This window comes from Rhodococcus sp. MH15, assembly GCF_019266045.1.
In the GTDB taxonomy this organism is placed as follows: Bacteria; Actinomycetota; Actinomycetes; order Mycobacteriales; family Mycobacteriaceae; genus Rhodococcus_F; species Rhodococcus_F qingshengii.
Genome location: NZ_LPNP01000061.1, coordinates 616,983 through 638,143 on the forward strand (window position 1 = coordinate 616,983; position 21,161 = coordinate 638,143).

Annotated in this window: 18 protein-coding genes; 5 read left to right on the forward strand and 13 right to left on the reverse strand. The window is 61.6% G+C overall.

From position 1 onward, the window contains the following. The first annotated feature begins 265 nt into the window (after positions 1–265). Positions 266–421 (forward strand): hypothetical protein, encoded by a 156-nt coding sequence (locus ATN37_RS10800; RefSeq protein WP_165638325.1) that lies wholly within the window; start codon positions 266–268, stop codon positions 419–421. A gap of 19 nt (positions 422–440) precedes the next feature. Here ATN37_RS10800 and ATN37_RS10805 read toward each other — a convergent pair whose 3' ends face one another. From ATN37_RS10805 to ATN37_RS10815, 3 genes are all read right to left on the reverse strand, one after another. Continuing rightward, positions 441–1,256, reverse strand: a complete 816-nt coding sequence (locus ATN37_RS10805; RefSeq protein WP_308125204.1) for a MerR family transcriptional regulator — start codon at positions 1,254–1,256, stop codon at positions 441–443. Positions 1,257–1,308: 52 nt separating this feature from the next. Beyond that, a complete protein-coding gene (locus ATN37_RS10810) occupies positions 1,309–1,815 on the reverse strand; it encodes a glycosyltransferase (RefSeq protein WP_081557766.1) in 507 nt (168 codons plus the stop codon). A gap of 71 nt (positions 1,816–1,886) precedes the next feature. Beyond that, positions 1,887–3,068 carry a GDSL-type esterase/lipase family protein gene (locus tag ATN37_RS10815; RefSeq protein WP_218695101.1) on the reverse strand — a complete coding sequence of 394 codons (1,182 nt, stop codon included), beginning with the start codon at positions 3,066–3,068 and terminating at the stop codon, positions 1,887–1,889. Between the two features lie 108 nt (positions 3,069–3,176). Here ATN37_RS10815 and ATN37_RS10820 point away from each other — a divergent pair, with 108 nt between their 5' ends. After that, complete coding sequence (locus ATN37_RS10820; protein WP_030535586.1) at positions 3,177–3,752, forward strand: TetR/AcrR family transcriptional regulator; 576 nt, start codon at positions 3,177–3,179, stop codon at positions 3,750–3,752. A 174-nt stretch (positions 3,753–3,926) separates the two neighbouring features. On the opposite strand, the gene ATN37_RS10825 is transcribed toward ATN37_RS10820, so the two are convergent. The 5 genes from ATN37_RS10825 to ATN37_RS10845 form a co-directional block, all read right to left on the reverse strand. After that, positions 3,927–4,841 (reverse strand): tyrosine-protein phosphatase, encoded by a 915-nt coding sequence (locus tag ATN37_RS10825; RefSeq protein WP_007735104.1) that lies wholly within the window; start codon positions 4,839–4,841, stop codon positions 3,927–3,929. 107 nt (positions 4,842–4,948) lie between these two features. Then, positions 4,949–5,104, reverse strand: coding sequence for a hypothetical protein (locus ATN37_RS10830; protein ID WP_155419219.1), 156 nt, complete (start codon positions 5,102–5,104; stop codon positions 4,949–4,951). Between the two features lie 50 nt (positions 5,105–5,154). Beyond that, the gene (locus ATN37_RS10835) at positions 5,155–6,744 is read right to left on the reverse strand and encodes an amidohydrolase (protein WP_063316540.1); all 1,590 of its coding nucleotides are present in this window, start codon (positions 6,742–6,744) and stop codon (positions 5,155–5,157) included. Next, positions 6,741–8,237, reverse strand: a complete 1,497-nt coding sequence (locus ATN37_RS10840) for a sodium:solute symporter (protein ID WP_003942149.1) — start codon at positions 8,235–8,237, stop codon at positions 6,741–6,743. The genes ATN37_RS10835 and ATN37_RS10840 overlap by 4 nt, the downstream gene beginning before the upstream one ends. Beyond that, entirely contained in the window at positions 8,234–8,491 is a 258-nt protein-coding gene (locus ATN37_RS10845; protein WP_003942271.1) for a DUF3311 domain-containing protein, read from the reverse strand. The genes ATN37_RS10840 and ATN37_RS10845 overlap by 4 nt, the downstream gene beginning before the upstream one ends. A 196-nt stretch (positions 8,492–8,687) precedes the next feature. On the opposite strand from ATN37_RS10845, the gene ATN37_RS10850 reads away from it, so the two are divergent. Continuing rightward, positions 8,688–9,851 carry a CdaR family transcriptional regulator gene (locus ATN37_RS10850; RefSeq protein ID WP_063316732.1) on the forward strand — a complete coding sequence of 388 codons (1,164 nt, stop codon included), beginning with the start codon at positions 8,688–8,690 and terminating at the stop codon, positions 9,849–9,851. A gap of 51 nt (positions 9,852–9,902) precedes the next feature. Here ATN37_RS10850 and ATN37_RS10855 read toward each other — a convergent pair whose 3' ends face one another. Beyond that, complete coding sequence (locus tag ATN37_RS10855; protein WP_030535590.1) at positions 9,903–10,823, reverse strand: alpha/beta hydrolase; 921 nt, start codon at positions 10,821–10,823, stop codon at positions 9,903–9,905. A 176-nt stretch (positions 10,824–10,999) separates the two neighbouring features. On the opposite strand from ATN37_RS10855, the gene ATN37_RS10860 reads away from it, so the two are divergent. Next, the gene (locus tag ATN37_RS10860; RefSeq protein ID WP_064073673.1) at positions 11,000–12,463 is read left to right on the forward strand and encodes a glycoside hydrolase family 5 protein; all 1,464 of its coding nucleotides are present in this window, start codon (positions 11,000–11,002) and stop codon (positions 12,461–12,463) included. Positions 12,464–12,514: 51 nt separating this feature from the next. On the opposite strand, the gene ATN37_RS10865 is transcribed toward ATN37_RS10860, so the two are convergent. From ATN37_RS10865 to ATN37_RS10875, 3 genes are all read right to left on the reverse strand, one after another. Beyond that, positions 12,515–13,177 (reverse strand): GAP family protein, encoded by a 663-nt coding sequence (locus tag ATN37_RS10865; RefSeq protein ID WP_064073674.1) that lies wholly within the window; start codon positions 13,175–13,177, stop codon positions 12,515–12,517. Positions 13,178–13,490: 313 nt separating this feature from the next. Next, entirely contained in the window at positions 13,491–14,918 is a 1,428-nt protein-coding gene (locus ATN37_RS10870; RefSeq protein ID WP_218695103.1) for a hypothetical protein, read from the reverse strand. A 103-nt stretch (positions 14,919–15,021) separates the two neighbouring features. Beyond that, positions 15,022–16,686 carry an alpha/beta-hydrolase family protein gene (locus ATN37_RS10875; RefSeq protein WP_218695105.1) on the reverse strand — a complete coding sequence of 555 codons (1,665 nt, stop codon included), beginning with the start codon at positions 16,684–16,686 and terminating at the stop codon, positions 15,022–15,024. A 153-nt stretch (positions 16,687–16,839) separates the two neighbouring features. On the opposite strand from ATN37_RS10875, the gene ATN37_RS10880 reads away from it, so the two are divergent. Next, positions 16,840–19,245: a LuxR C-terminal-related transcriptional regulator gene (locus ATN37_RS10880; RefSeq protein WP_218695107.1), complete on the forward strand. Its 2,406-nt coding sequence runs from the start codon at positions 16,840–16,842 to the stop codon at positions 19,243–19,245. A gap of 82 nt (positions 19,246–19,327) precedes the next feature. Here ATN37_RS10880 and ATN37_RS10885 read toward each other — a convergent pair whose 3' ends face one another. Next, positions 19,328–21,145 (reverse strand): ABC transporter ATP-binding protein/permease, encoded by a 1,818-nt coding sequence (locus tag ATN37_RS10885; RefSeq protein WP_218695109.1) that lies wholly within the window; start codon positions 21,143–21,145, stop codon positions 19,328–19,330. Between the last annotated feature and the right edge of the window lie 16 nt (positions 21,146–21,161).

Consider the following 21,161-nt stretch of genomic DNA (forward strand, 5'->3'; position numbering starts at 1 on the left):
ATCCCTGCGGGATTCTCTGCGGTGAGCGCCGTCGAAGATCACACCCCGCGCGCAGTGCGCATCTGTTCGGAAGGCAGGGCGATCAAGTAACCACACCTGTAAGTCGCTGCGGGGCTGCACAATCGCGCGGACGGGACCGCACGTGTCGACCCCTGGCAATTTGGCCGAGCAACGGCCCTGCTTCTGCCGACAGGCGAGATGATCTCTGTGGTGGGAGGATTGCCGCAACGAGCCAACTCCCTGGCGAGCCACAACGGAGGTAGACATGAAGGTCCCGGCGTTCCACTCGACGGTTCCTTCGGATCTCGACGTCTATCACGACAACGAAAGCTGCATTTTGGCCGCGCGCATCGCAGTGTCCCATCGTGCCCACGGAGTCGACGGCCGACCGTGGTGCACTGCGTGTGCGTCTTTGGACTGACGAGCGACCACCAGCTCACTCACACCCACGTCGCCGATTCGGGGGCAACCCCGTTGGCCCGAGCATTCGCATCGATGACAGCGCGGAGCCACACTGTCAGACCGGTCTCGACCTGCTCGTAGAACGCGGTGAATCCCGGATCGGCCACGTACATCCGTCCCAGACACACCTGCATCGAATGTGTGCAGTCGAAGTAAACCCCGATCGACGCTCGGTGCCGTTCTGCCAGCAAATTCGCCTCGGCGCTTCCCGGTTCGACACCGGATCGGCAGGCCAGCGCCAGATCTTCGTTGAGCGTCTCGACGCAGTCGGCGATCTTCTGCCAATCCTCAGCGGTCCTACCCGCCGACCGTTCCGCGTGCTGCGCCCACTGCGCGCTGTCACCCCAACGCTCGTGCGCCTCCGGCCCCCATGACGGCTGCCAGTGTCGGCCGAAGATCGACACCTGCTCGTGTGCCGGCAACAGCACACCCGACTTCCTGGCATCGATGATGCGATCCAAGGACTCGCCCAGTTCCTCCAAGTCGGCTATCCGTTGCCGCAACTCGGCGCGCTGCCCACGCAGCGTCTCGTCCACGTGGGCTGCGGGCGCATCGAGCAATATCCTGATCTCGTCGAGCGACAAACCCACGTCTCGGTAGACAAGCACCCGGCCGATGCGGCCGAGGTCCGCGTCGGTGTACAGCCGGTAGCCCCCGTCACTGCGCCCGGACGGACGCACCAAACCGATTGCGTCCCAATGATGGAGGGTACGTACGGTTATGCCTAGTCGTGATGCGGCAGCACCGACAGTGAGAGCACTGTCTGCCTCGTCTCCGAAGAGTTGGTCCGTCACGTGATCCAGTCTGACAGACGCGGTTCGGGAGGCCACAGCGTCAGACCTCGGTTCAGTCGACGGGTCCGTCAATTCCCATGCCTCGCAGATGCTCGGCCTCGGCACTGTTCGGGTCGTACGGACGAGCGGCCGTCATGATCACACGCGCGTTCTCCGGTGTCACGATCTCCAACTCCAGTGAATTCCACGGCTTCAGGTCTGGACCGCTGGTGCATCCGGGCCGCAATTCCTCACACGCCTTTGCTATCTGGTCGATCTGACTCAGCACACACGCAAAGCTCACGCTGATGGACGGTGGTGAATCTGCTCGCTCGCCGGGCACGAGCAGAACGTCTTGAAATGCCCAGCGCCGCAGATGCGTCAGTCGATCAGGCACCGAAAAGAGGTCGAAGAAACCGAGCCCACGGATCCAGAAGTCGGCAGATTCGGCCAGATCCGATGTCGGAACCGACACGAACATGGGCATTCCGTAGAGACCTCGGAACTGTTCCGGAGGCACGGCGTCTGTAGCGGGGACAGGGACGGGGCTGATGTCGAATGCCGGGTAAGTATCGGTCATGAAGTCATCGTGAGCCCTCACGCTACGTCAGGGTCAAATCGTGTGAAATCCGATCGAACCAGATTGCGCGATCACACCGTGCGTGCGAATGCGCCGTCGTCTGCGAATACCCGTTGGGCAAAGCGTTCGCCGATGAGACGGTGCGTCGCAGCGTCCGGATGGAGCTGATCGGGAAGCGGCAACTCTTCGTTCTCGGCCGCACCATAGAGATCGCACCCGTCGACGTAATGCAGATTGGGATCAGCCGCCGATCGCTGGGTTACGATGCGCGCCAACTCTTCCCGAATAGAGCGCAGCGTCAGCTTTCCGGCTGCACGCTCGGCAGGATCGCCGGTAGCAACGAATCGCATTTCGCCTCTGGCAAGCGCGTCGAAATCGAATGCACCAGGTCCAGGCGTGTCTTCGTGAATCGGGCAATAGACAGGCGAGACGACCAGCAGTGGAGCCACTGGATGGCCGTCGCGGACCGTGTCGAGGAAGCCGTGCATTGCCGACGTGAAGGCCCGCAGGCGCATCACGTCGGAGTTGACCAGATTGATGCCCATCTTGATGCTGATGAGGTCGGCAGGAGTGTCTCGCATAGCGCGGGCGACGTACTGGTCCAGCAGAGCGCTGCCGCTGAACCCGAGGTTGATCAGATCCACGCCGCCGAGGGAGGCTGCGAGAGCAGGCCAAGTGCGGGAGGGACTTTCAGCGCCGGAGCCTTGACTGATCGAGCTTCCGTGATGGAGCCACACATCACGCTTCGTGCCGACTGCGAGTTCGAGCGGGGCGTCGGTTCGCAATGCGACAAGTTCGGTGGTTTCGTTGTGCGGCAACCAGATCTCGACGGTCTTGGATCGCGCGGGCAAGTCCGCGAAGCGGATGGTGCTGACGGGTCCGGATTGTCTCTGAGCGGTACCGGTCGCCATGTCGATCGTCACCGTGTTGCCACCCTCAGCGATTGCGTGCCCGGTTGGTTCGCCGTCGACGATCAGGTCGTACACCCCTTGCGGCCTCGGCGGAGCACCGATGTAGATCATTTTCGTGGGCAGAGTGTCGAGTTCGATGGCCGTAGCGCTGGTTCGGAACACCAGCCGCACTCCGGACGGTTGTGATTGCGCCATTGCCATCTGCCCGTCAGCGAATTGCGTGCGAGCTCTGGCAGGCAGACGGTGTGTCAGCACACCGCGTTCGGTCCGCTCGAGCTCGAGGGCTCCGCGCACGATGTCCTCGGAAATTACGGTAATAATCCAGCTGCTCTGGCTGTTCATCTCATTCACCTGTAGATAAGTTGCGAAGGTTTTAACTACAGCACACAGTAATTTGCCTATACTATTTAGGCAAGCGGTTTCACTTCTCGACGAACAGGACCAACGGACATGCCTCGCGCAGGACTGACACCCGAACGCCTCGCCGTGGCGGGCGCCGAATTGGCCGACGAGGTGGGCTTCGAGCAGGTGACCGTATCGGCGGTCGCCAGAGCGTTCGACGTCAAGGTCGCAAGCCTGTACTCGCACGTGAAAAGTTCGAACGACCTCAAAACCAGAATCGCGCTGCTTGCCTTGGAAGAGATGGCCGACCAGGCTGCCGACGCCGTGGCCGGTCGGTCCGGCCGCGACGCCTTGACCGCCTTCGCGAACGTGTACCGCAACTACGCGAGGTCACACCCTGGTCGGTACGCCGCGTCACAGATGCGCCTCACCCCGGAGGCCGCGGCCGCGAGCGCGGGTTTCAGACACTCGCAGATGATGCGATCGATTCTGCGCGGGTACAACCTCACCGATCTCGATCAGACCCACGCAGTTCGGTTGCTCGGCAGCGTTTTTCATGGGTACGCCAGCCTCGAGCTGGGTGGATCGTTCAGCCACAGTGCACCGGACAGCGCCGAAAGCTGGGCAAGAATCCTCGAGGCTCTCGATTCGATGCTGACCAATTGGCCAGCGTCGAGTCCATGACCAGTCGTGATTCTTGCGCGCCAAGTTCTTGCGCCACTTGGTGATCGCACACGGCCAAGAAACCTCGGGCCCACCCCAGGAGCGGCGCCACACAATCGCGCGCTCCCGCAACCACAGGTCGCACTGGGACAGAAGAAGGTCCGAGTAGGCAAGAAGCCGGGCGTGGAGCTCCGCTTAGAGGAGAAGCTTGGCGCGCAGAGAGTCGACAGTGCCCTGGTCGACGCCGAGGCCCTCCCGTACGTAAGTATCCATACCGCCGTAGAGCCGGTCCACCTGTGCATACGCCGCATCGAGCCACGACAGGTCCACCGCGTCGTCCCGGCCCAGGTACGTGTTCGACGCCATGAAATCGGCACTGATGAACTCACGCGGGACACCCAGAATGGTCAGCAGGATCGCGGTACCCCAACCGGTGCGGTCCTTCCCTGCACTGCAGTGGTAGACGGTTGCGCCGTCGGAGTTGTTCGCGATCGCAGTCAGCAGGTCACGGAAGGCGACATCGGAACCACGGTAGTTGACCATGAACGGGTAGCCGATGCTCTGGCCGATGTTCGAGGTTCCCTTGACTGCGCCGTCGATCAACGCGCGACCGAGGGTCAGGGGAACGAACTCGTGGAACGCGATGCCGTGTTCGATACTGACGACGTCGGCGACCTGGTAGGTGACCCCGGCGGGGATCCGATCGGGATCCTCCGCACGTTCGGAGGCGTTGCGCAGGTCGACGTCGAGGGTCAGGTTCGCGGCGGTGAGTTTTGCCAGATCAGTCTCATTGAGCGAGCTGAGCTTGTTGGAACGGAACACCAGGCCTGTCCGGACGGTCCTGCCGTCGGTAGTCCGATACCCGCCGATATCGCGGAAGTTCCGCGCCTCGTCGAGCCTGATCTCGGCCGCGGACGGCGGTGGGATCTCCGGCAGCGGCGGTTGCTCCCCGGACGATCCGAACTGACTCGAACCCAATTGCAGGTCGCCGCTCGAAGCGGAGGCGAGTGTGGGGCCTGTCAGGGCCGCACCCATAGCGACCAGCGCAGCGAGGGCGATTCCGAAAGGGCGCGCCCCTCGGCGGCGCGTGTAGACAGTTGTCACCTTCATCCTCTCATTCGCTGTGCGGGATACCCCGCGCCCCGCAAACTCCCGTGCGAGATTACAAGGGTGGCACGCTCCTCGTCCCGACTTTGCTCCAGAAACCGGACATGTGTTCAGGTGCCCGGCCAGCCGCCATCCTGCAGGAAGAAACTCTTGCCCGTCACTGCGTCGCCATCGACCACGCCGGGCCCGATCGAACGACAGACCGCGGCCGCGGCGGCAGCCGTAACTGCACAGCGCCGAACAACTTCACTGTCGAGCAACTGCACGAATCTCCACCTCGAGCTGGTATCCGTTGGGACGAAATCAATCTCATGCGCTACCGGCCGTCGACCATGACCAGTGCAGGCTGAGGAATGTCGGACGAAGCGTCTGCGAGAGCAGCAAGAGTGCCGTCGAGCGCGACAAGGTCCGCACGACGACCCGGCGCCAAGATCCCCACCCGTCCTTCGTCATGGACCAAGTACGCACTGTCCACAGTCATGGCCTGCACTGCACGCTGCACTCCGATCCGTTGGTGGGCGCCAAGCACGGCACCGCCCATGGTCAGCCGATTCACAGCAGTCCTAATCGTCTGGAGGGGATCCATCGGCGTTATCGGGCAATCCGAGTGCAGCCCGAATTTCAAGCCGATGTCATCGGCGCACGCCAGCGGGTCCAGGTTGCCGGCTCTCTCAGGACCGAGGAAACGGTCACGGTGACGATCGCCCCAATGAAAAACATGGTTGACGAAAAAGCTCACCCCGATCTCGGCATCACGTATCGCCTCGAGATCCGCAGGCCCACTCACCTGGCAGTGCTCGATACGGTGCCGCGCTCGACGTCCGTCACTGCGGTGCGCACTGCGCAGCGCCGCGATGGCGGCGGCTACAGCCGCATCGCCGTTGGCGTGCACCGCGACCTGACCTCCCTCGCGGTGCACCTGGAGAACCATGTCGTCGAGTTGCTCCTGCGGATAGAGCAGATCACCGTGATGGTTCGGGCTGCAGGTATACGGAGTTCGCAAGGCTGCAGACAATCCTTGAATGGACCCATCCGCCCAGAATTTGGCGCCGGCCAGGCGGAAGCGTGACCCTGGGGCCGGTGCAGCCGTGAAAGCGATGTTCCTTTCCTCCAGTTCTGCGATCGCGAGATCACCCCGAAGGAAGCCAACCGTGTGCACGGGCATCTCGCCCATGGTGTCCAGGGCACGATAGGCGGCCAACTCCTGCATGCCCGCCGACAGGCCGACCCCTAGATCGTGGACGGTCGTGATTCCTCGCGAACGCGCCAGTGTCAAGCTACGCAGCAACGCGGTCTGCACCTCTGCCTGTGTCAGGTCTGGTATCGCGCCACTCAACCGTGCCACGGCGTCGATTTCCCAGGCCATCCCTGTGAGCCTCCCGTCCGCCCCACGCGGAAACTGCGAGTCCCCGGGATCCACCGTCGATTCGTCGATGCCTGCAGTTGCAAGCGCAACAGTGTTTGCCACCGCAAAGTGCCCCGAGATATGCAGAACGATGATCGGGCGGTCGGTGCAGACTGCGTCGAGGTCATCGCGTGTGAGATGGCGACCTTCTCGAAGTTGTGTGTCGTCGTACCCCCATCCACGTATCCAGCCGTGAGTGGGAGTGGAGTTCCGCAGAGCCCCTTGGATATCCGTGATCGAGGCGCACGGTGGCGTCCGGCAATCGGCCCATCCGTCAGTCAAGCCGGAGTAGGTCGGGTGAATGTGCGACTCGATCAGCCCCGGGATCACAGTAGCGCCGGCGAGATCGAGCCGACGAGTTTCCGGTCCGGCGTACTCCCCCATGTCCTTTCGACTTCCGGTGGCGACAACCAGGCCTCCATCGAGGACGAGCGCCTCAACCTGGGGTGACGCTGCGTCTTGGGTGAGGATTGCATCTGCGGTGAGTAGTGTCCGAGTCATCGGATATCCGCCTTCGCGGTCGGGACTGCGGGGCAAGGCACTGGTGCCGATCGATTTTCTGCACGGAGGCCCGAAACCGCTTCGACAGGAGGCCACATCACCCGGGTGGCGGACACGAACAACACGTTCAGAACAAGGGCTGCGGCACCGATGTTCATGCCTTTGTCCGCCAACCACATCGATACCGTGCCGTGTGTGTCGAGGTACAGCCAGAGCACCAGCACGTCGCCGAGCACCACGCCCATCGCGAGCGCTGCCGGTCGCAGCTTCCATCCGAAGATCATCGTCGCGAACACCACCACGGCCTGGGTCACCCCGTAATACGCGGTATTCACCAGCGTCAGCAGCAATTGGGGTGCGGCGAGGGTGAGGATCAGCGAGAGGCCGAGGTAGGCGACTATGACCCCGCGCACCCACACTCTCTGACGTGATTCGGGTATTCCAGGAACGATGTTTCGCGAGACGATCGAGCCGATTCCCAGCGCCGAGCCACACAGAACAACGATCGCGCACAGTGCCGCACCACCCGCCACCACTCCGGTCAGCCAGTCCGGGAGCACGAGGCGGGACAGTTGCAGGAGGACCTCATTGGACTCTGCGCCCTCGAGCTTGTTGGGCAGCAATGAAATTGCGCCGAAGGCAGCAGCGACGAGGAAGGGATACATGAGCATGTACAGCGGGTTGAATCGGGCGACTCGCTTGAGGGTTGCCTCGGACTTCGCCGATAGCACCGCTTGCACGATGAAGGGGAAAACGAAAAAACCGAGTGACTGGAATACAATTGTGGTGAGAACGAAGGTCAGCGACGAACCGGTGACGGTGGATTGCGAGGCCTGCCCGGCCCCATGGGATGCCGCATCGGCAAAGAGCTTCGTGATACCGCCCGATTTGGCCGTGGCGGCCAGTCCGATCAGGATCGCTCCCAACAGCAGAGCTGCGTCCTTGACGTAAGACACGAACGCCGGTGCACGCACACCCGAAAGCAGGAGGAAGAGCAGAGCAAGCGCAGCGCCGACGAAAACCGCCACCGTCGGGTTGATGGTGATGCCAAGTCCGCTCAGTGCGACCTGGAGGCCGGCAAGCTGCAACTGCCCCCAGGGAATGAGGAAGACTACCGAGGCAATCGCGATTGTCAGTTCCAACCCGCGCGACCGAAAGTGCCGCCCTGCCACATCGGGCAGCGTCATCGCGTTATACCGCTTGCCTGCCCGCCAGAGATAGGGCGCAAAGAAGTATCCGATCGGGTAGGCAAGCAAGATGTATCCGATGAACCAGACGCCGTAGCTTGCCCCGTGGGCGTACACACCCCCGGGAAATCCAATGAGCGTGCCGATGCTGTAGGCCTCACCTGCTCCCAGGATGAAAACCAGCACGGGACCGAAAGACCGCCCGCCCACGAGGTAGTCGGAGATCTCTTTTTTGCTTCCACGGCGTGAAAGCACTCCGGCGCCGAGCGCGAGGAGTAGCACGAGCGTAAATGTTGCAGCGATCATGTCGGATCCCCGATCTCGGTCTTGGCCTGAGCCAGTTCGTTTCGTTCCGCTTCCTCGAAGTCCTTGCGGTCAAAGAACTTCCATGCCATGTGGAGACACAACGAGGTCAGCGGCATCCACAGGAAAAGCCACGCGAACAAAATGGGAAATCCGAGAACAGTCAGTTCGGATCCGGAGAGCGCAACTATCCCGCCCAGCACCCCGACGAACGGAACTCCGATTGCGAGCAAGGCACTCTTCGCCTCGTTGGACATGATTGTGGCTCCTTAGCCGTTGATCGATCCGGAGCAGATGAGGCGAGGGGCGTTTTGCCGTCGAATCGTCGTCCGGTCTAGCGTTGAGTGTGCCTCCCGTCACTATGGCGGGACCATGGGTGAACCCCGGAATCCACGACGCTCGTTCGTGAAATTCACGGGACGCAAGACCAAGCACGCACAAAGGAGTAACCCCGTGGACGTAACCGACGTCGAAGAAGACACGATCCGACGGTTGTGTCGCGAGGTTTCCGACGAGCTCGAAGCGCTCACCGAGCGCGCGGTACAACAGATTCGCAGCGAACTCCCGGCCTACTCCGCGGTACCAGTGGCCGAGCAAGGCAACTACATCCGCAAACAGTTGTCCGCAATGCTGTGTGCCGTCGCCGAGAACGAAACGATCACCACAGAAGACACCGACCGAAACCGCGAACTCGGGCGCCGTCGCGCGATGCAAGGGCTCCCCCTCTCCGATGTCATCGAGACCTATCACATTGCATCTCGTGAGCTCTGGGACACGATGGTCCAGCGGTCCACGAAACCAACACACGAGCTGCTGCAAGCAGGCGGCAAACTTTGGGACCTCGTTCACGCCGCGACGAGCGCAGTCGCAGTCGGACACTCCGAGGCAACGCGCAGCGAGCAGGCCATCCGCGCCGGCGTTCGATACCGATTCTTCGAAACACTGCACAGTGCAACGGATATGGAACTGAGCAACGCCCGAGAGCTGGCACAAACCCTCGGATTCGATACACAGAAATCGTTCCAAGCACTGTCGGCCGTCGAGGACGAATGGTCAGAAGCACAAGTGGAACACCTGCAACGAACCCTGGATTCCGTGCATGTTGTCGCGCATTGCAGTCGACATGGCTCCCGAGTAATCGTGATGTGTCAGGGCGAACCAACCGAAGTCATCCACGCAATCATGCGAGATCATCCACGAACGTCACTAGGTATCGGGATGCCCCGGGTCGGGCTCGTCGGCGCAGCTCAAAGCATCACCGACGCCGAGCGCACATTGCAGTTGGCGACAGCGCCGGGCACGACGGTCAGTTTTGCCGACGAATGGCTCATCGCCACTCTTGCCACCCACCAGGACGAGCTGCTGCCGCTTCTACAGGCCGGGGCATCTGTGGCCGAAGAGCACTCACATCTGATGGACGCCGTCCGCGCCTTCGCGCGAAGCGGGTTCTCTGTCAGCGCCGCCGCCCGTGACATCCACCTACATGCGAACTCTGTCACCTATCGACTCGACCGCTGGCAGCATCTGACTGGATGGGATGCGCGAACCCTCGACGGCCTGATGAAATCCATGGTGAGCCTCGAATTGTTTCATCGTAAAACGCTCGCCAAGATCTGACACCGAACACAGTCCGCTTTTCCTCGGCACACTGAACCGCGCCCGTGCTTGTCACGCGGGGTCGGAGTCGAGTCGATTCCGAAGCCAAGCACCCATATCTAGCGCAGCACGCCGGGCAACAGGCGTTGGATGGTTTGTAAATCCATGCGGGACATCAGGATAGAGACGCAAGTCGACGTCGTTTCCGGCCGCCGACAGTCGCGCCACCATGGCAAGGTTCTCTGCCAGGACCACGTCTTCTGATCCAACGACAACGAGGGTCGGCGGCAGGCCGCTGAGGTCGCCGAATGTCGGAGAAATATCCGGAAGAGTGCGATCATCGACATGGCCGACGTAGGCTTCGATGAAGTATTCGTCGCTGATGGTGCGGCCCGCGGGAGTCTGGGCACTGACGTCGTACGTGCCCGCTTCCAGCACCGCACCCGAAAATGCCTTGGCCAGACCTCGATCACGAAGGCGCAGCAACGTCGTCGTCACCAAGGTTGCTCCCGCCGACATGCCACCGATGGCGAGCCTGGTCGTCCCGAACCGTTCGGCAGCGACCTCAAGCAGCCACAAGGCGACTGCCTCACAATCGTCCGGCGCTGCCGGCCAAGGGAATTCCGGTGCAAGCCGGTAATCGACGGTAACCACTACCACCCCGACCTCGTCGGCAAGTCTCATGCTTCGGGCGTCAGCGCTGGCCGCTGAACTCATGTAGAAACCCCCACCCGGAAGATACAGATAGACCCCGTTGACATCGCCGTCTTTCGGAGTGACTACGCGCACCGAAACGGATCGGCCCTCGATGTCGAGTGTGTGTTCAACAGCCCGGCTCGCCGTGGGATCAACCACCCTGGATGCTCGCACCACAAGCAGTTCCTGCAGGGAACTCGGACCGACACCGGCAGGCCGCGACGCATAGAACGCTCGCGTACTCGCCAAATCGTCACGAGGCATTTGTTCGATCAGATCAGTCAATGCAAGCTTCACCAGGGCTCCCTCGGGTCGAGACTTGTCGACAATGATGACACCTCCAGCAGGAGCACGTGTCCGACGTGTTCTCGGCAACGCGGGGCCGTGACAGGTATGAGCAAACCGCGCCGGAAAGAGGTCTTCTCACGCTAGCCTCGACTCGGAATTGGACGTTTGTCTAGAAAGGTCGATGGATGCGTGCGCTGTTGCTTGCCACCCTCGCAATCCTGGTCCTCCAGATTGCAACTCCGGCGGCGAACGCTGCACCACCGGATCCGGGCTGGACTCTCCCCCAACTGACCGTCGCAGATCGAACGATCAAGGACGTCGACGGACGAACGGTGTTGCTCCGCGGCGTGAACGCCAACGGTCTCAATGACTACGCAACCAACGGCACCGGTCTACCCACCGTTACGCCGCTGGGAAGAACGGACTTCGCGCAGATGGCAGCGCTGGGCTTCAACGTCGTCCGACTCAACGTCGCGTGGTCCCTCCTGGAACCGATCCGCGGTGCATTCGACACTGCGTACGTCGACCGCGTTCGAGTAGCGGTCGAGGATGCAAAAGACCACGGCATCTACACCGTTCTCGACATGCATCAGGATGCATGGGGCCCGTACGTCGGCACCCCGAGCGACCAGTCGTGCCCGTCATTCATGCGGCCGGGAGTCGGCTGGGACGGCGCACCCGAGTGGGCAACCCTGACCGGCGGATGGACAACCTGCAACATCGGTGGACTCAGGGAAGCCGCACCCGCGATCGCCCATGCCTTCCAGGCGTTCTACGACGACGAGCAAGGAATCCAGAGTCGCCTCGTCGCGACGTGGGCGCGGTTGGCTGCCGAGTTCAAAGACGAACCAGCTGTAGCCGGATACGACCTGTTGAACGAACCGAACCCCGGCCTGCGCGATCCATTCACGGCAGCTGATCAGATCGGGCAGTTCTACAAGCGGGCCACCCACGCCATCAGGCAGGCCGAAGCAGGAGGATTTCCACACCTCGTGTTCTTCGAGCCCAGCGCGATCTGGTCGGCTTTCGGCCTCGACGCGCTGCCCCCTCGCCATTACCTGACCGATCCTCTGGTGGTCTTCTCGCCCCATCTCTACAGCGAATCGATAACGGTCAGTAGCGAATTTCCCGGAATCGAAGACGGGTTCAAGATCGCCGACCGCGCTGCCGCCTGGTACGACGCCCCGTTGTGGACGGGTGAATGGGGTTGGTTCGGGGATGCCGGCGAGCAGAGAGCAGACGTCGACCGCTTCGTCGATGCCACCGACAGGTACCGGATGGGCGGCGCGTGGTGGTCGTGGACACAAGCGTGCGGTGACCCCCACCCGGTTCGCGACGGCAATACCCACCAGCCGCAGGGAAATCTGAATCGCATCGACTGCCCGTCCGGTGAATCACTCGGGCTCGTAGAGGGATTCGCCGCGCCACTCTCGCGAGCGTATCCGCGGGCAGCGCCCGGCACGCTGACGGAGGTATCGCGTGACGGGTTTGACGGGAGCGGCACCGGACGGGTCGAGGCCTGGTACCCCGGCACCGACCGGCCACAGCTCGAGACCACGAATCTCTCCGACGTCCGACTGTCCCCGATCGAGGGCGGATGGCAACTGATCGGTCACGCCGACGGCGACTACGCGGTCAAGCGCGCCTGATCGAACGATCATCCGGGAATCGCGCGTTCACACCACGCGAAAGAGCGGGTATCAGAAGATTCCGCCAATTCCCTTGCCGATCAGAACAACTCCGACGACCAAGATCAACACACTCATCACCGTGGTGTTGTTGTCCTGGAGCCAGACTTTGAGATTGGCCAATGGCTTTCGCAGGCGATCAGCAGCCACCAGGTATCCGATGACCGGGATCGCGACAGTTGAACTGGCGATGACCGTGAATACGAGAATCGAGGTGATCGCTCCGCTGGTCGCCAACGACGCCGAGCCGATCGACACTCCGGCCGCGATGCACATGAGCAGGTTCTTCGGGTTGATCGCGGCGAGCGCGAATCCAAGGCCCAATCCCTTGGCCGCGGTCATCTCGTCGACGGCTTGCATCCACTTCGGTGTTTCGTGCTCGCCGCTGCGCCCCCGCCACTGCTTGACCCCGACGGCCAACAGAAGGACACCGAGAGCTAGTTTGATCCACGAAACCGTGGCGGACGGTCCGTCGTCTGACGTGCTGACGACACTGGACAAGATGACGAAAAGAACTGTAGCGATGAAGATTCCGAGTAACCAGCCCACCGCGAACCCGGCGCTGGTGCTACCCGCTCGCTTGGAGAGCAACATCAAGATAGTGGCGATGACGGCCACCGGCGACACGGCGACACCGACGGCCAATGGGAGAAGTTCTCCGACAACGGAACCCATGTCAAAACTCATTTCTGATTGCAGCAAGCAGGATAGGCGGTAGGCGAGAAAAGGCGCCCCTGTCCGCCACGGCGGACAACAGAGCACAGCTGATACCGCTGCGCGACAATGCTGACACTGCGAGCGCCTGCGTAGTTGATGCCTCATTCGAAAGGGATGAGTGCCTGAACCGCAGGCCTCGATTCCCCACCGAAGATCGCGAAAAGACTTGGCTAACGGTGTGTCGGCTGCGCTCGCAGCAGAGCGCAGCCGACATCATCGAGGAGGATCACCAGACACAATCTCGAGTAGTGACCTCACGCGTAAAGACGGGTTACTTCGCGCAGCCACTGCCCTCGAACGCGAGCTTGGACGTATATTGCCCGTCCGGCAAATACTCTCCCATCACGGCCTTCTCGTCGCCGGGCGTCTTGGTATCGTGTGCAGCGTGGCTGAAGTCCTTGGCCGGCAGCATGTTCCGCATGATCAAGAGGGAATCGTCGGGATGCCCTGCGCCGTCACCGGCCGGCGAGAGCGAAAGCCATGACACCCCACATTCCTTCGTAGCGTTTGCGGGTCGGTCTTCAGGGAGCGACGCGACAATCGTGTAGCGACCATCCGCATCAGTGGCCATCTGCTCGTCGAACAGACACGTCGCTACCTTCGTCGTTGCCAGCGATTCATTGCTGCACATCGACCAGAACCGCATGTCGACTGCGCTGTCGAGATTCTTTGCGCCGCCTGTAGTCTTCGGAGTCCTCGGCAACTCTCCCCGAAGTACTAGAACTTCGCCGAACCCACGGTTGACTTCGGCTGTGACGTAGCTGTTGTCGATGTTGGAGTACTGCCCGCCCACCCGCTGGGGTGTGCCATCGCATTTGCCGAGATAGGTACAGCCGAGCGTGAACTCGGCGCTGTAGTACGCCCGCCAGACTGGTGCCTGCTCGGAAGGGAATGTCGCAGGATTGCCCGGTTGGTCACGCAATGCCTTGTACGTGTCTAACGGCAGCGAAGCCGGCTTCAAGATTCCGTTGTCCGCACCGACCGCTGAACACAGATCCTGCCCCCGCAGCACTTGACCACCGGGAAGGTGCAGCTCTGGCTCAGGCAGTCCTACGCCGCCGGTGAGATCACGCCCAGTGTCCGGCAGGTAGATGCGATAAAGCAGGCTTATCCGGTCCTGACCTGGCACACCGGCATACAAGGTGTTGGGTTTCGGCTCAGCAGGTGAGGCCTCGTTGAGGACGGAAGCCGTGTACGACCTGGCACCTTCGTTCGCTCGATCGGCACCGGGAAGATAGGTATTGCGCGAGCCTGCGTCCGGAGCAGTCGAAATGTCATTGAGGACGGCGGTCGGCATCGCGGTTGCCGCGTTGTACGAGTTCAACGACTGATAGCGAGCATGCGCATACTGCCCTCGGATAACCAACTCGGCGTTCTCGGGGATTGTGAACTGCGCAGCCCAGTAAATCGCCGCAGTGTCAGGAAAGGCGTAGTTGAGCTGTGGGTCCGCGCGCTCGGGATTGATCGGCACGGACCAGAAGCAGGTCGACACCGGATGCTCGACGTCCGGTCCGCCGGATCCGAAATCGACAGAACCAGATTCGGATCCGCTAGCCGAACCGGTTCCTGATCCGGATCCGCTCGACGAACCGAAATCGACAGATCCGACCGCCGGCGCGGCGACCGCGGACCCAGCCCCGGCAAATACAGTGATCGCGCTCAGCGCCACCGCAGCTACGAGTGTTCTTGATGAATGCATCGCGCTCCTTGTTAGATAGCTGACAAACAGTGATAGAACGATCTAGAGCGAGTACTCCCGGTCCAACGACGAGAGACCGTCACGAGGTCCGCACTCCGCACTACTACTTGGTGGGTTGAAAGTCGTTCGTCAGAGCGCCGCGAATCGCGTCGGTGTCCGACTGAGACCAGTTGTCGGGGTGCAGGATCCGCGCCCACATGTCCGCCGCCTCGGCACCGTAGTTGTGCCCGTGACCTGGCGGAACGTCCGCCGAGAAGACCATGTCGAGTGTCACCTGCCAGAATGTCAAGAACGGTATCCACGTCATTCCCGGATCGACATCACGGCCGAGAGGCTCGGCAAGCCAGTCCGGCTTGTTCAGAAGCAGGTCGAAAGACCACCAGACAATTGGGTCGCTGGCGTGCTGCCAGTACACGACGCGTGAGTCGTTCCACGGCGCATCCAGTTCGAGATCCTCCGGATAGGCAGCGAAACGAATCGACTGCCCGTCGTCGATCACCGGCACGGCTTCCCGTGAGCCGGAGTCACGACTGCTGGTGATCTCCTGCCATTGAGCGGTGAAGTTCGGAGTCCCCGACCACAACGCCCCATCCACCCGCGTCGCCATGTCCTGTGCTCCCGCGAACGCGGCCTGTCCCCCGTACGATCCGAGGCTCTCGCCGAAAACGACAAGCTTGGGGCGCTTGTCGAACGGCAGATCGATCCACTTCGCATAGACAGAGTTGAACAGCGCCCGGCCTGCGGCCATCGGGGTTTCGCGATCGGCGATGAATGCCAAAGGGCTGGGAAGGAACGAGTACTGCATCGCCGCGATGGCGGTGTCGCCGCCCTGGACGTATTCGAAAGCGGACGCCACGTCGTCGTTCACCCAGCCGCGGCCGGTGGTGGTCACTACTGCCAGGACGGCACGGTCGAAGCCGCCGGTGCGCTCGAGTTCGTTGACGACCCGCTGCGCGACACCGTCGACGGAATCCGACGACTCACGGCCGGCGTACACGCGGATGGGTTGCTTCGCGTCCAGCCCGGTCAGCGCGGAAATCTGCACCGCAGACGGCCCGCTACCCATGAAGGTGCGACCCTCCTTGCCCAGCGAATCCCATGCCTCGGCAGACATGGGTGAACCACTGCGTTCGGCGATCAGAGGCTGGTCGATACCATCGGGCGTGTCGTTGTCCGCGCCGGAGAAACTCCAGTTCGCAAAAGCGATGAGCCCGTTGTAGAGGGCACCGTTGACGACGAAGATCGCCAACGCGAAGACGACGACCAAGCTCGCGACTTTCGCTGCTTCCTTGGGAACAAACCGCAGAGCAACGGCAGCGAGTCCTCTGGTGAGATGCCGCAGACCGCGACCCACCTCCAACAAGATCAACCACACCACCAGCGAAATCAGCAGCACCAGAAGATAGTTCGCCCGGTTCACGCGAGGCGCCTCGACCAGATCACGGACGATCTGCTGCCACCACGAACCCAAGATCAGAAAAAGAGGCACCAATATCACTGCCAGTACGGCGAGTACGGCCCAACCGATCCGCTTGGTCCGGTCCGACCATCTCGGTTCGACTCCGCATTTGCGGATCATCCACGCCACGCTCACACCGATGCCGTACCCGGTGGCGACGGAAATACCGGTTGCCACGCCCTGCAGGTACCACGCGCGCGGTAAGAGGGACGGGCTCATCGAGAGGACGAAAAACACCAGACCGAACGACAACCCGACCGAGTGCAGTGTCTTGCCGTAGCGCCGCACACCTTCCCACACACGTTTCATGCCCGAATCGTAAGTGCGCCAGAAAGATGAAATGCGCCTCTCATCCCTTTCGAATGAGGCGCGAACTACGTCGGTGGAAAGTGTTCGCTATTCCGCGTCATGCACCGAAAAGCTTCGACCCAACGGCAATCACGGGCGAACACCGGTGGTGCGTTGACAGATTTCACACACGCGATTCCGCGTACACTGTGTGGGGTCAATCCACTCAGCACGTACAAATTCGGCGCGATTCTCATGGCGGCAAAACGAGGAAACCTACCGATCGAACTGAGCAGTTTCGTCGGTCGCCGGTCCGAGGCCAAAGAAGTCCGACGCCTGCTGTCGGACTACCGGCTCGTGACCCTTACGGGCCTGGGTGGGGTCGGCAAAACCCGCTTGGCGCTCCGTGCCGCCGATGATTCCTCCCGTGCGTTCCCCGGGGGCGTCTGGTTCGTCGACTTCAGCGAACTGCGGGAGCCGGCACTTCTCGATCAGACGATTCTTGCCGCACTCGGAGTACAAGACCGATCTACGCGGTCACCGCGATCGGTACTGATCGGCCGTCTCGTCGACGAACGTGTCCTGCTTGTTCTGGACAATTGCGAACACCTCATCGGCTGGGTGGCCGACACCGCCGCCGAACTCCTCCGGTGCTGTGCCCGATTGGCACTTCTGGCGACCAGCCGAGAACCGCTCGACATTCCCGGCGAGATGGTATTACGGGTGCCGCCTCTGCGATTTCCCAACGAGGCGCCGTCGCCAACCGACACCCGTGATGGTGATGCGATGATGCTGTTCGAGCAGCGGGCACGTTCCTCCGTGACGGACTTCCGCATCACCAGCGAGAACAGCGCGGCTGTGGAGAAGATCGTCCGCCGGTTGGAAGGACTACCGCTGCCGATCGAGTTGGCGGCTGCCCGACTGAGGGCGATGTCGGTCGATCAGATCCTGCAAAAACTCGACGACCGCTTCCAACTGCTGACGCGGGGCAGCCGGAACGCTCCAGCGCGTCAACAGACGCTTGCACAGAGTATCGACTGGAGCTTCGATCTGTGTACGCCGCCGGAGAAGTCGTTGTGGGCGAACTCGAGCGTATTTGCGGGTAGCTTCGATCTCGGGTCCGTCGAAGGAATTCTCGCCGACGAAGCACAGAACGACGACTTGGGCGATCTCGTGATGTCCCTTGTCGACAAGTCGATCCTCATCCGTGAACAAAACGGCTCGTACGTCCGCTACCGCCTACTCGAGACTCTTCGCGACTACGGGCGTGAACTGGTGTCAGTCGACGAGTGGGTCTCGCTGCAGCGCAGGCACAGTGAGTGGTTCAGGCAACTCGTCTTCCGCGCCGGAGTCGACTGGACGGGGCCGCACCAAATCGACTGGATGACGCGGATCGACCGCGACTTACCCAACGTGCGCACCGCGTTGGAATTCGGTCTGACCGAACCCGACTCGGTCGAAGCCACATTGCGTACCGCAAGTGCTCTGCATGATTACTGGCTTGCACGTGGTCGATTCAACGAAGGTCGCTACTGGTTGGGTCGCGCCCTGGCCGAGGTGCCCGAACTGACCGAGGGCACTCTCGGTGACGCGGTAGTCGAGGCCGCCGCGACAGGCGCACTGCTGGCAGCCCTCCAACGAGATATCGCTTCGGCGACAAGCATTGCCGAAGAGGCTCGGCGACAGGCCGAGATGCAGCGGAACGACGACGGACGCATACTGGCGCGGTACACGCTCGGATTCGTCGCGGTCGCCGACGGCGATCTCGTGCGCGGCGCCGAGTACCTGGAGCAGGCTGTCGCAGCATTCCGGGCAAACGACGACATCGCCCGTCTGGTACCCGCGCTCTACTGGTTCGCCTTCGTCGTCGACGCACTCGGCGAAACCGACCGGGCTGCAAGTATTTACGAGGAGGAGTTGGCCCTCACCGAATCGCGCGGCGAAATCTTGTGGCGGTCGATGACGATGTCGGACTACGGATCCGCCCTGTGGCGTCATGGCAACCACGCTCGCGGTATCGAGCTACTCGAAGATTCTCTCCGATTGCTGCGAGGGCTGGGTAACCAGTTCGGATGTGCATGGTGCCTCGAGGAAATCGCGTGGACGCTTGTCGACCGGGACGCAAAGCTGGCAGCCACACTGATGGGAGCTGCCAACACGCTGTTCACCGCCACGGGCAGCCCGATGGACACCTTCAGGAGCATGGTCCCGTACCACGAAAACAGCGTGACCGAGGCTCGTAACCGGCTCGGAGACAGGGTGTTTCAAACAGCATTCGATCATGGACGAGCTCTGACTCTCGACGACGCAGCGGCCCGCGCGCTGAGAGAGCAACCGCCCGGTGGATCACCGAAATCGGCGGCCGACGAAGTGCTGACTCCGCGGGAGCAGCAGGTGGCCGAACTCGTCGCACAGGGCCTGACAAACCGAGCAATCGCGGACAAGCTGGTCATTTCTCAGCGCACTGTCGACGGCCACGTCGATCACATACTGAACAAACTGGGGTACGGCTCGCGCACCAGGATTGCGGCCTGGGTGCTCCAGCGCACAAACGACTTCCGCAACCCTTCGACCTCGTGACGGTCGGTGTCTTCGATCGATCGCGGCGCGGCGGGTAACCCGGCCGAATCCTGTCGCAAGAATCCGACCGTCGAAAGTTTTCTCAGCCTTCGTGATCAGCGAGAGTCCAGTGTCCCGCACCGCGCAGTTCGAGTTGTCGATTGTGAAAAACGTCGAGAGTGCTGCGATGCCCGACGCTGACAATGATGCTGTCGGGCAGTTCACGGCGAAGGATGTCGTAGAGCGTGTACTCGAGGCCTTCGTCGATTCCGGATGTCGCCTCGTCGAGAAATGCGGTTCGCGGTCGGATCAGGAGGACTCGGGCGAACGCCAACCGTTGTTGTTCGCCCGGCGACAGAATTCGAGTCCAATCAGCCGGCTCGTCGAGCCGACCGATCAAATGTGCGAGATGCACCTCGGCGAGCGCATCGTGGAGCCTGCGGTCGTCGAAGTTCGAGCGCCCGGTGTTCGGCTGACCTGAGGGCAACTGGTCCGGATATGCCAAACCCGCGCGCAGAGAACCCAATGGTAGGTATGGCCGTTGTGAGAGGAACAGGACGTCTCCGACCGGGGTGGTCACGGAACCGTTTGTGTACGGCCACAACTGCGCGATGCTGCGGAGCAGCGTGGTTTTGCCGCTACCCGACGGACCCTTCACCAGCAGTGCATCGCCGGGCCCCAGTGACATGTCGAGTTCGGAGATCAACGCCTCACCAACCGGCGTGCGCACGTCGAGTCCCCGAACAACCAAATGACTGCCAGCGGAGAACGCGTCGAGCACGGGAAGTGCGCGGGCACGTCGATTGGCATCGGCGAGCCCGGTCAAACGGATCAGTGTGGCCCGGAAACTTGCAAAATCGGCATAGGACTCTCGAAAGAACGACAACGAATTGTGCACCTGGCCGAATGCTTGAGCAGTTTGCATCACGTCGCCGAAAGTGATCTGCCCGCTGAACAATCGAGATCCCTGGACCAGAAACGGAAACACCACCGCTGTCTGATCCACTGCCAGATTGAAGCCACTGAACTTGAGCGTCCGGAAGACGATCGCCCACATATTGCGGATCACTGCAGCAAAACGTAGTCCGAGCGTGCGTCGTTCGACGTTCTCTCCGCGATAGAAGGCGATGCTTTCGCCGTACTCCCGTAGTCGAACCAACGCGTACCGGAAGCTGGCGCCGAGTTTCTCGTTCAAGAAGTTCAGCATGATCAAAGGCCGGCCGATCCAGAATGCGAGTGCCGTGGTCACCAACACGTAGATGTAGACGAGAAAGATCATCGCTCGCGGAATCTCGGCACCGAAAACAGTCAAGGGACCGGACAGATCCCACAGGATCTTGGTGAAGCTGACGATCGAGACCATTGCGGCGACGGCGCCCATGGACAACGTGCGGGACGACGTCGCGAATGCGGTGATGTCTGCCTGAATACGTTGGTCCGGATTGTCGACCGGGTTCTCCAGGAAGTTTCCGCGATAGTACGCGCGGCCGTCGAGCCAATCGTCGGTCAATGTGTCATTGAGCCAACTGCGCCAATTGATATCGAGTGTTTGGCCTACCAGGTAGACGACGAGTGAGCTAGCGACGTGGACTGCGGCCAATATCGCGAACACTCGCAGGTAGTGCCAGAAAGCGGTTTCGTCGAGGTTCTGAATGGCGTCGTAGAAATCCTTGTACCAGTACGAGAACAACACCGTCACGCGGACACCGAATATCGTGAGCAGCAGCAGTAACGCGAGAATCGACAGCGGAATGACGGTGCGCCGGGGATCGAAGTAGGGCCAAGCCATTCGCCGAAACTGGTTGCCCCAGACGGTATACCGAGCAAGCAGCAGCGCGGTGACGACGAGAACCGCTACCGTGATCGCATATGCCTCTGCCAACCACAGTGCGCTGTCCGGTACCGCGCTACCCCAATTCACCGTAGCCTCCGTCCTG

Coding starts and splice junctions, on each gene's coding strand:
- ATN37_RS10845 (WP_003942271.1), bottom strand. CDS start 8,491: ATGTCCAACGAGGCGAAGAGTGCCTTGCTCGCAATCGGAGTTCCGTTC.
- ATN37_RS10825 (WP_007735104.1), bottom strand. CDS start 4,841: ATGAAGGTGACAACTGTCTACACGCGCCGCCGAGGGGCGCGCCCTTTC.
- ATN37_RS10840 (WP_003942149.1), bottom strand. CDS start 8,237: ATGATCGCTGCAACATTTACGCTCGTGCTACTCCTCGCGCTCGGCGCC.
- ATN37_RS10815 (WP_218695101.1), bottom strand. CDS start 3,068: ATGAACAGCCAGAGCAGCTGGATTATTACCGTAATTTCCGAGGACATC.
- ATN37_RS10870 (WP_218695103.1), bottom strand. CDS start 14,918: ATGCATTCATCAAGAACACTCGTAGCTGCGGTGGCGCTGAGCGCGATC.
- ATN37_RS10865 (WP_064073674.1), bottom strand. CDS start 13,177: ATGGGTTCCGTTGTCGGAGAACTTCTCCCATTGGCCGTCGGTGTCGCC.
- ATN37_RS10860 (WP_064073673.1), top strand. CDS start 11,000: ATGCGTGCGCTGTTGCTTGCCACCCTCGCAATCCTGGTCCTCCAGATT.
- ATN37_RS10835 (WP_063316540.1), bottom strand. CDS start 6,744: ATGACTCGGACACTACTCACCGCAGATGCAATCCTCACCCAAGACGCA.
- ATN37_RS10800 (WP_165638325.1), top strand. CDS start 266: ATGAAGGTCCCGGCGTTCCACTCGACGGTTCCTTCGGATCTCGACGTC.
- ATN37_RS10820 (WP_030535586.1), top strand. CDS start 3,177: ATGCCTCGCGCAGGACTGACACCCGAACGCCTCGCCGTGGCGGGCGCC.
- ATN37_RS10875 (WP_218695105.1), bottom strand. CDS start 16,686: ATGAAACGTGTGTGGGAAGGTGTGCGGCGCTACGGCAAGACACTGCAC.
- ATN37_RS10810 (WP_081557766.1), bottom strand. CDS start 1,815: ATGACCGATACTTACCCGGCATTCGACATCAGCCCCGTCCCTGTCCCC.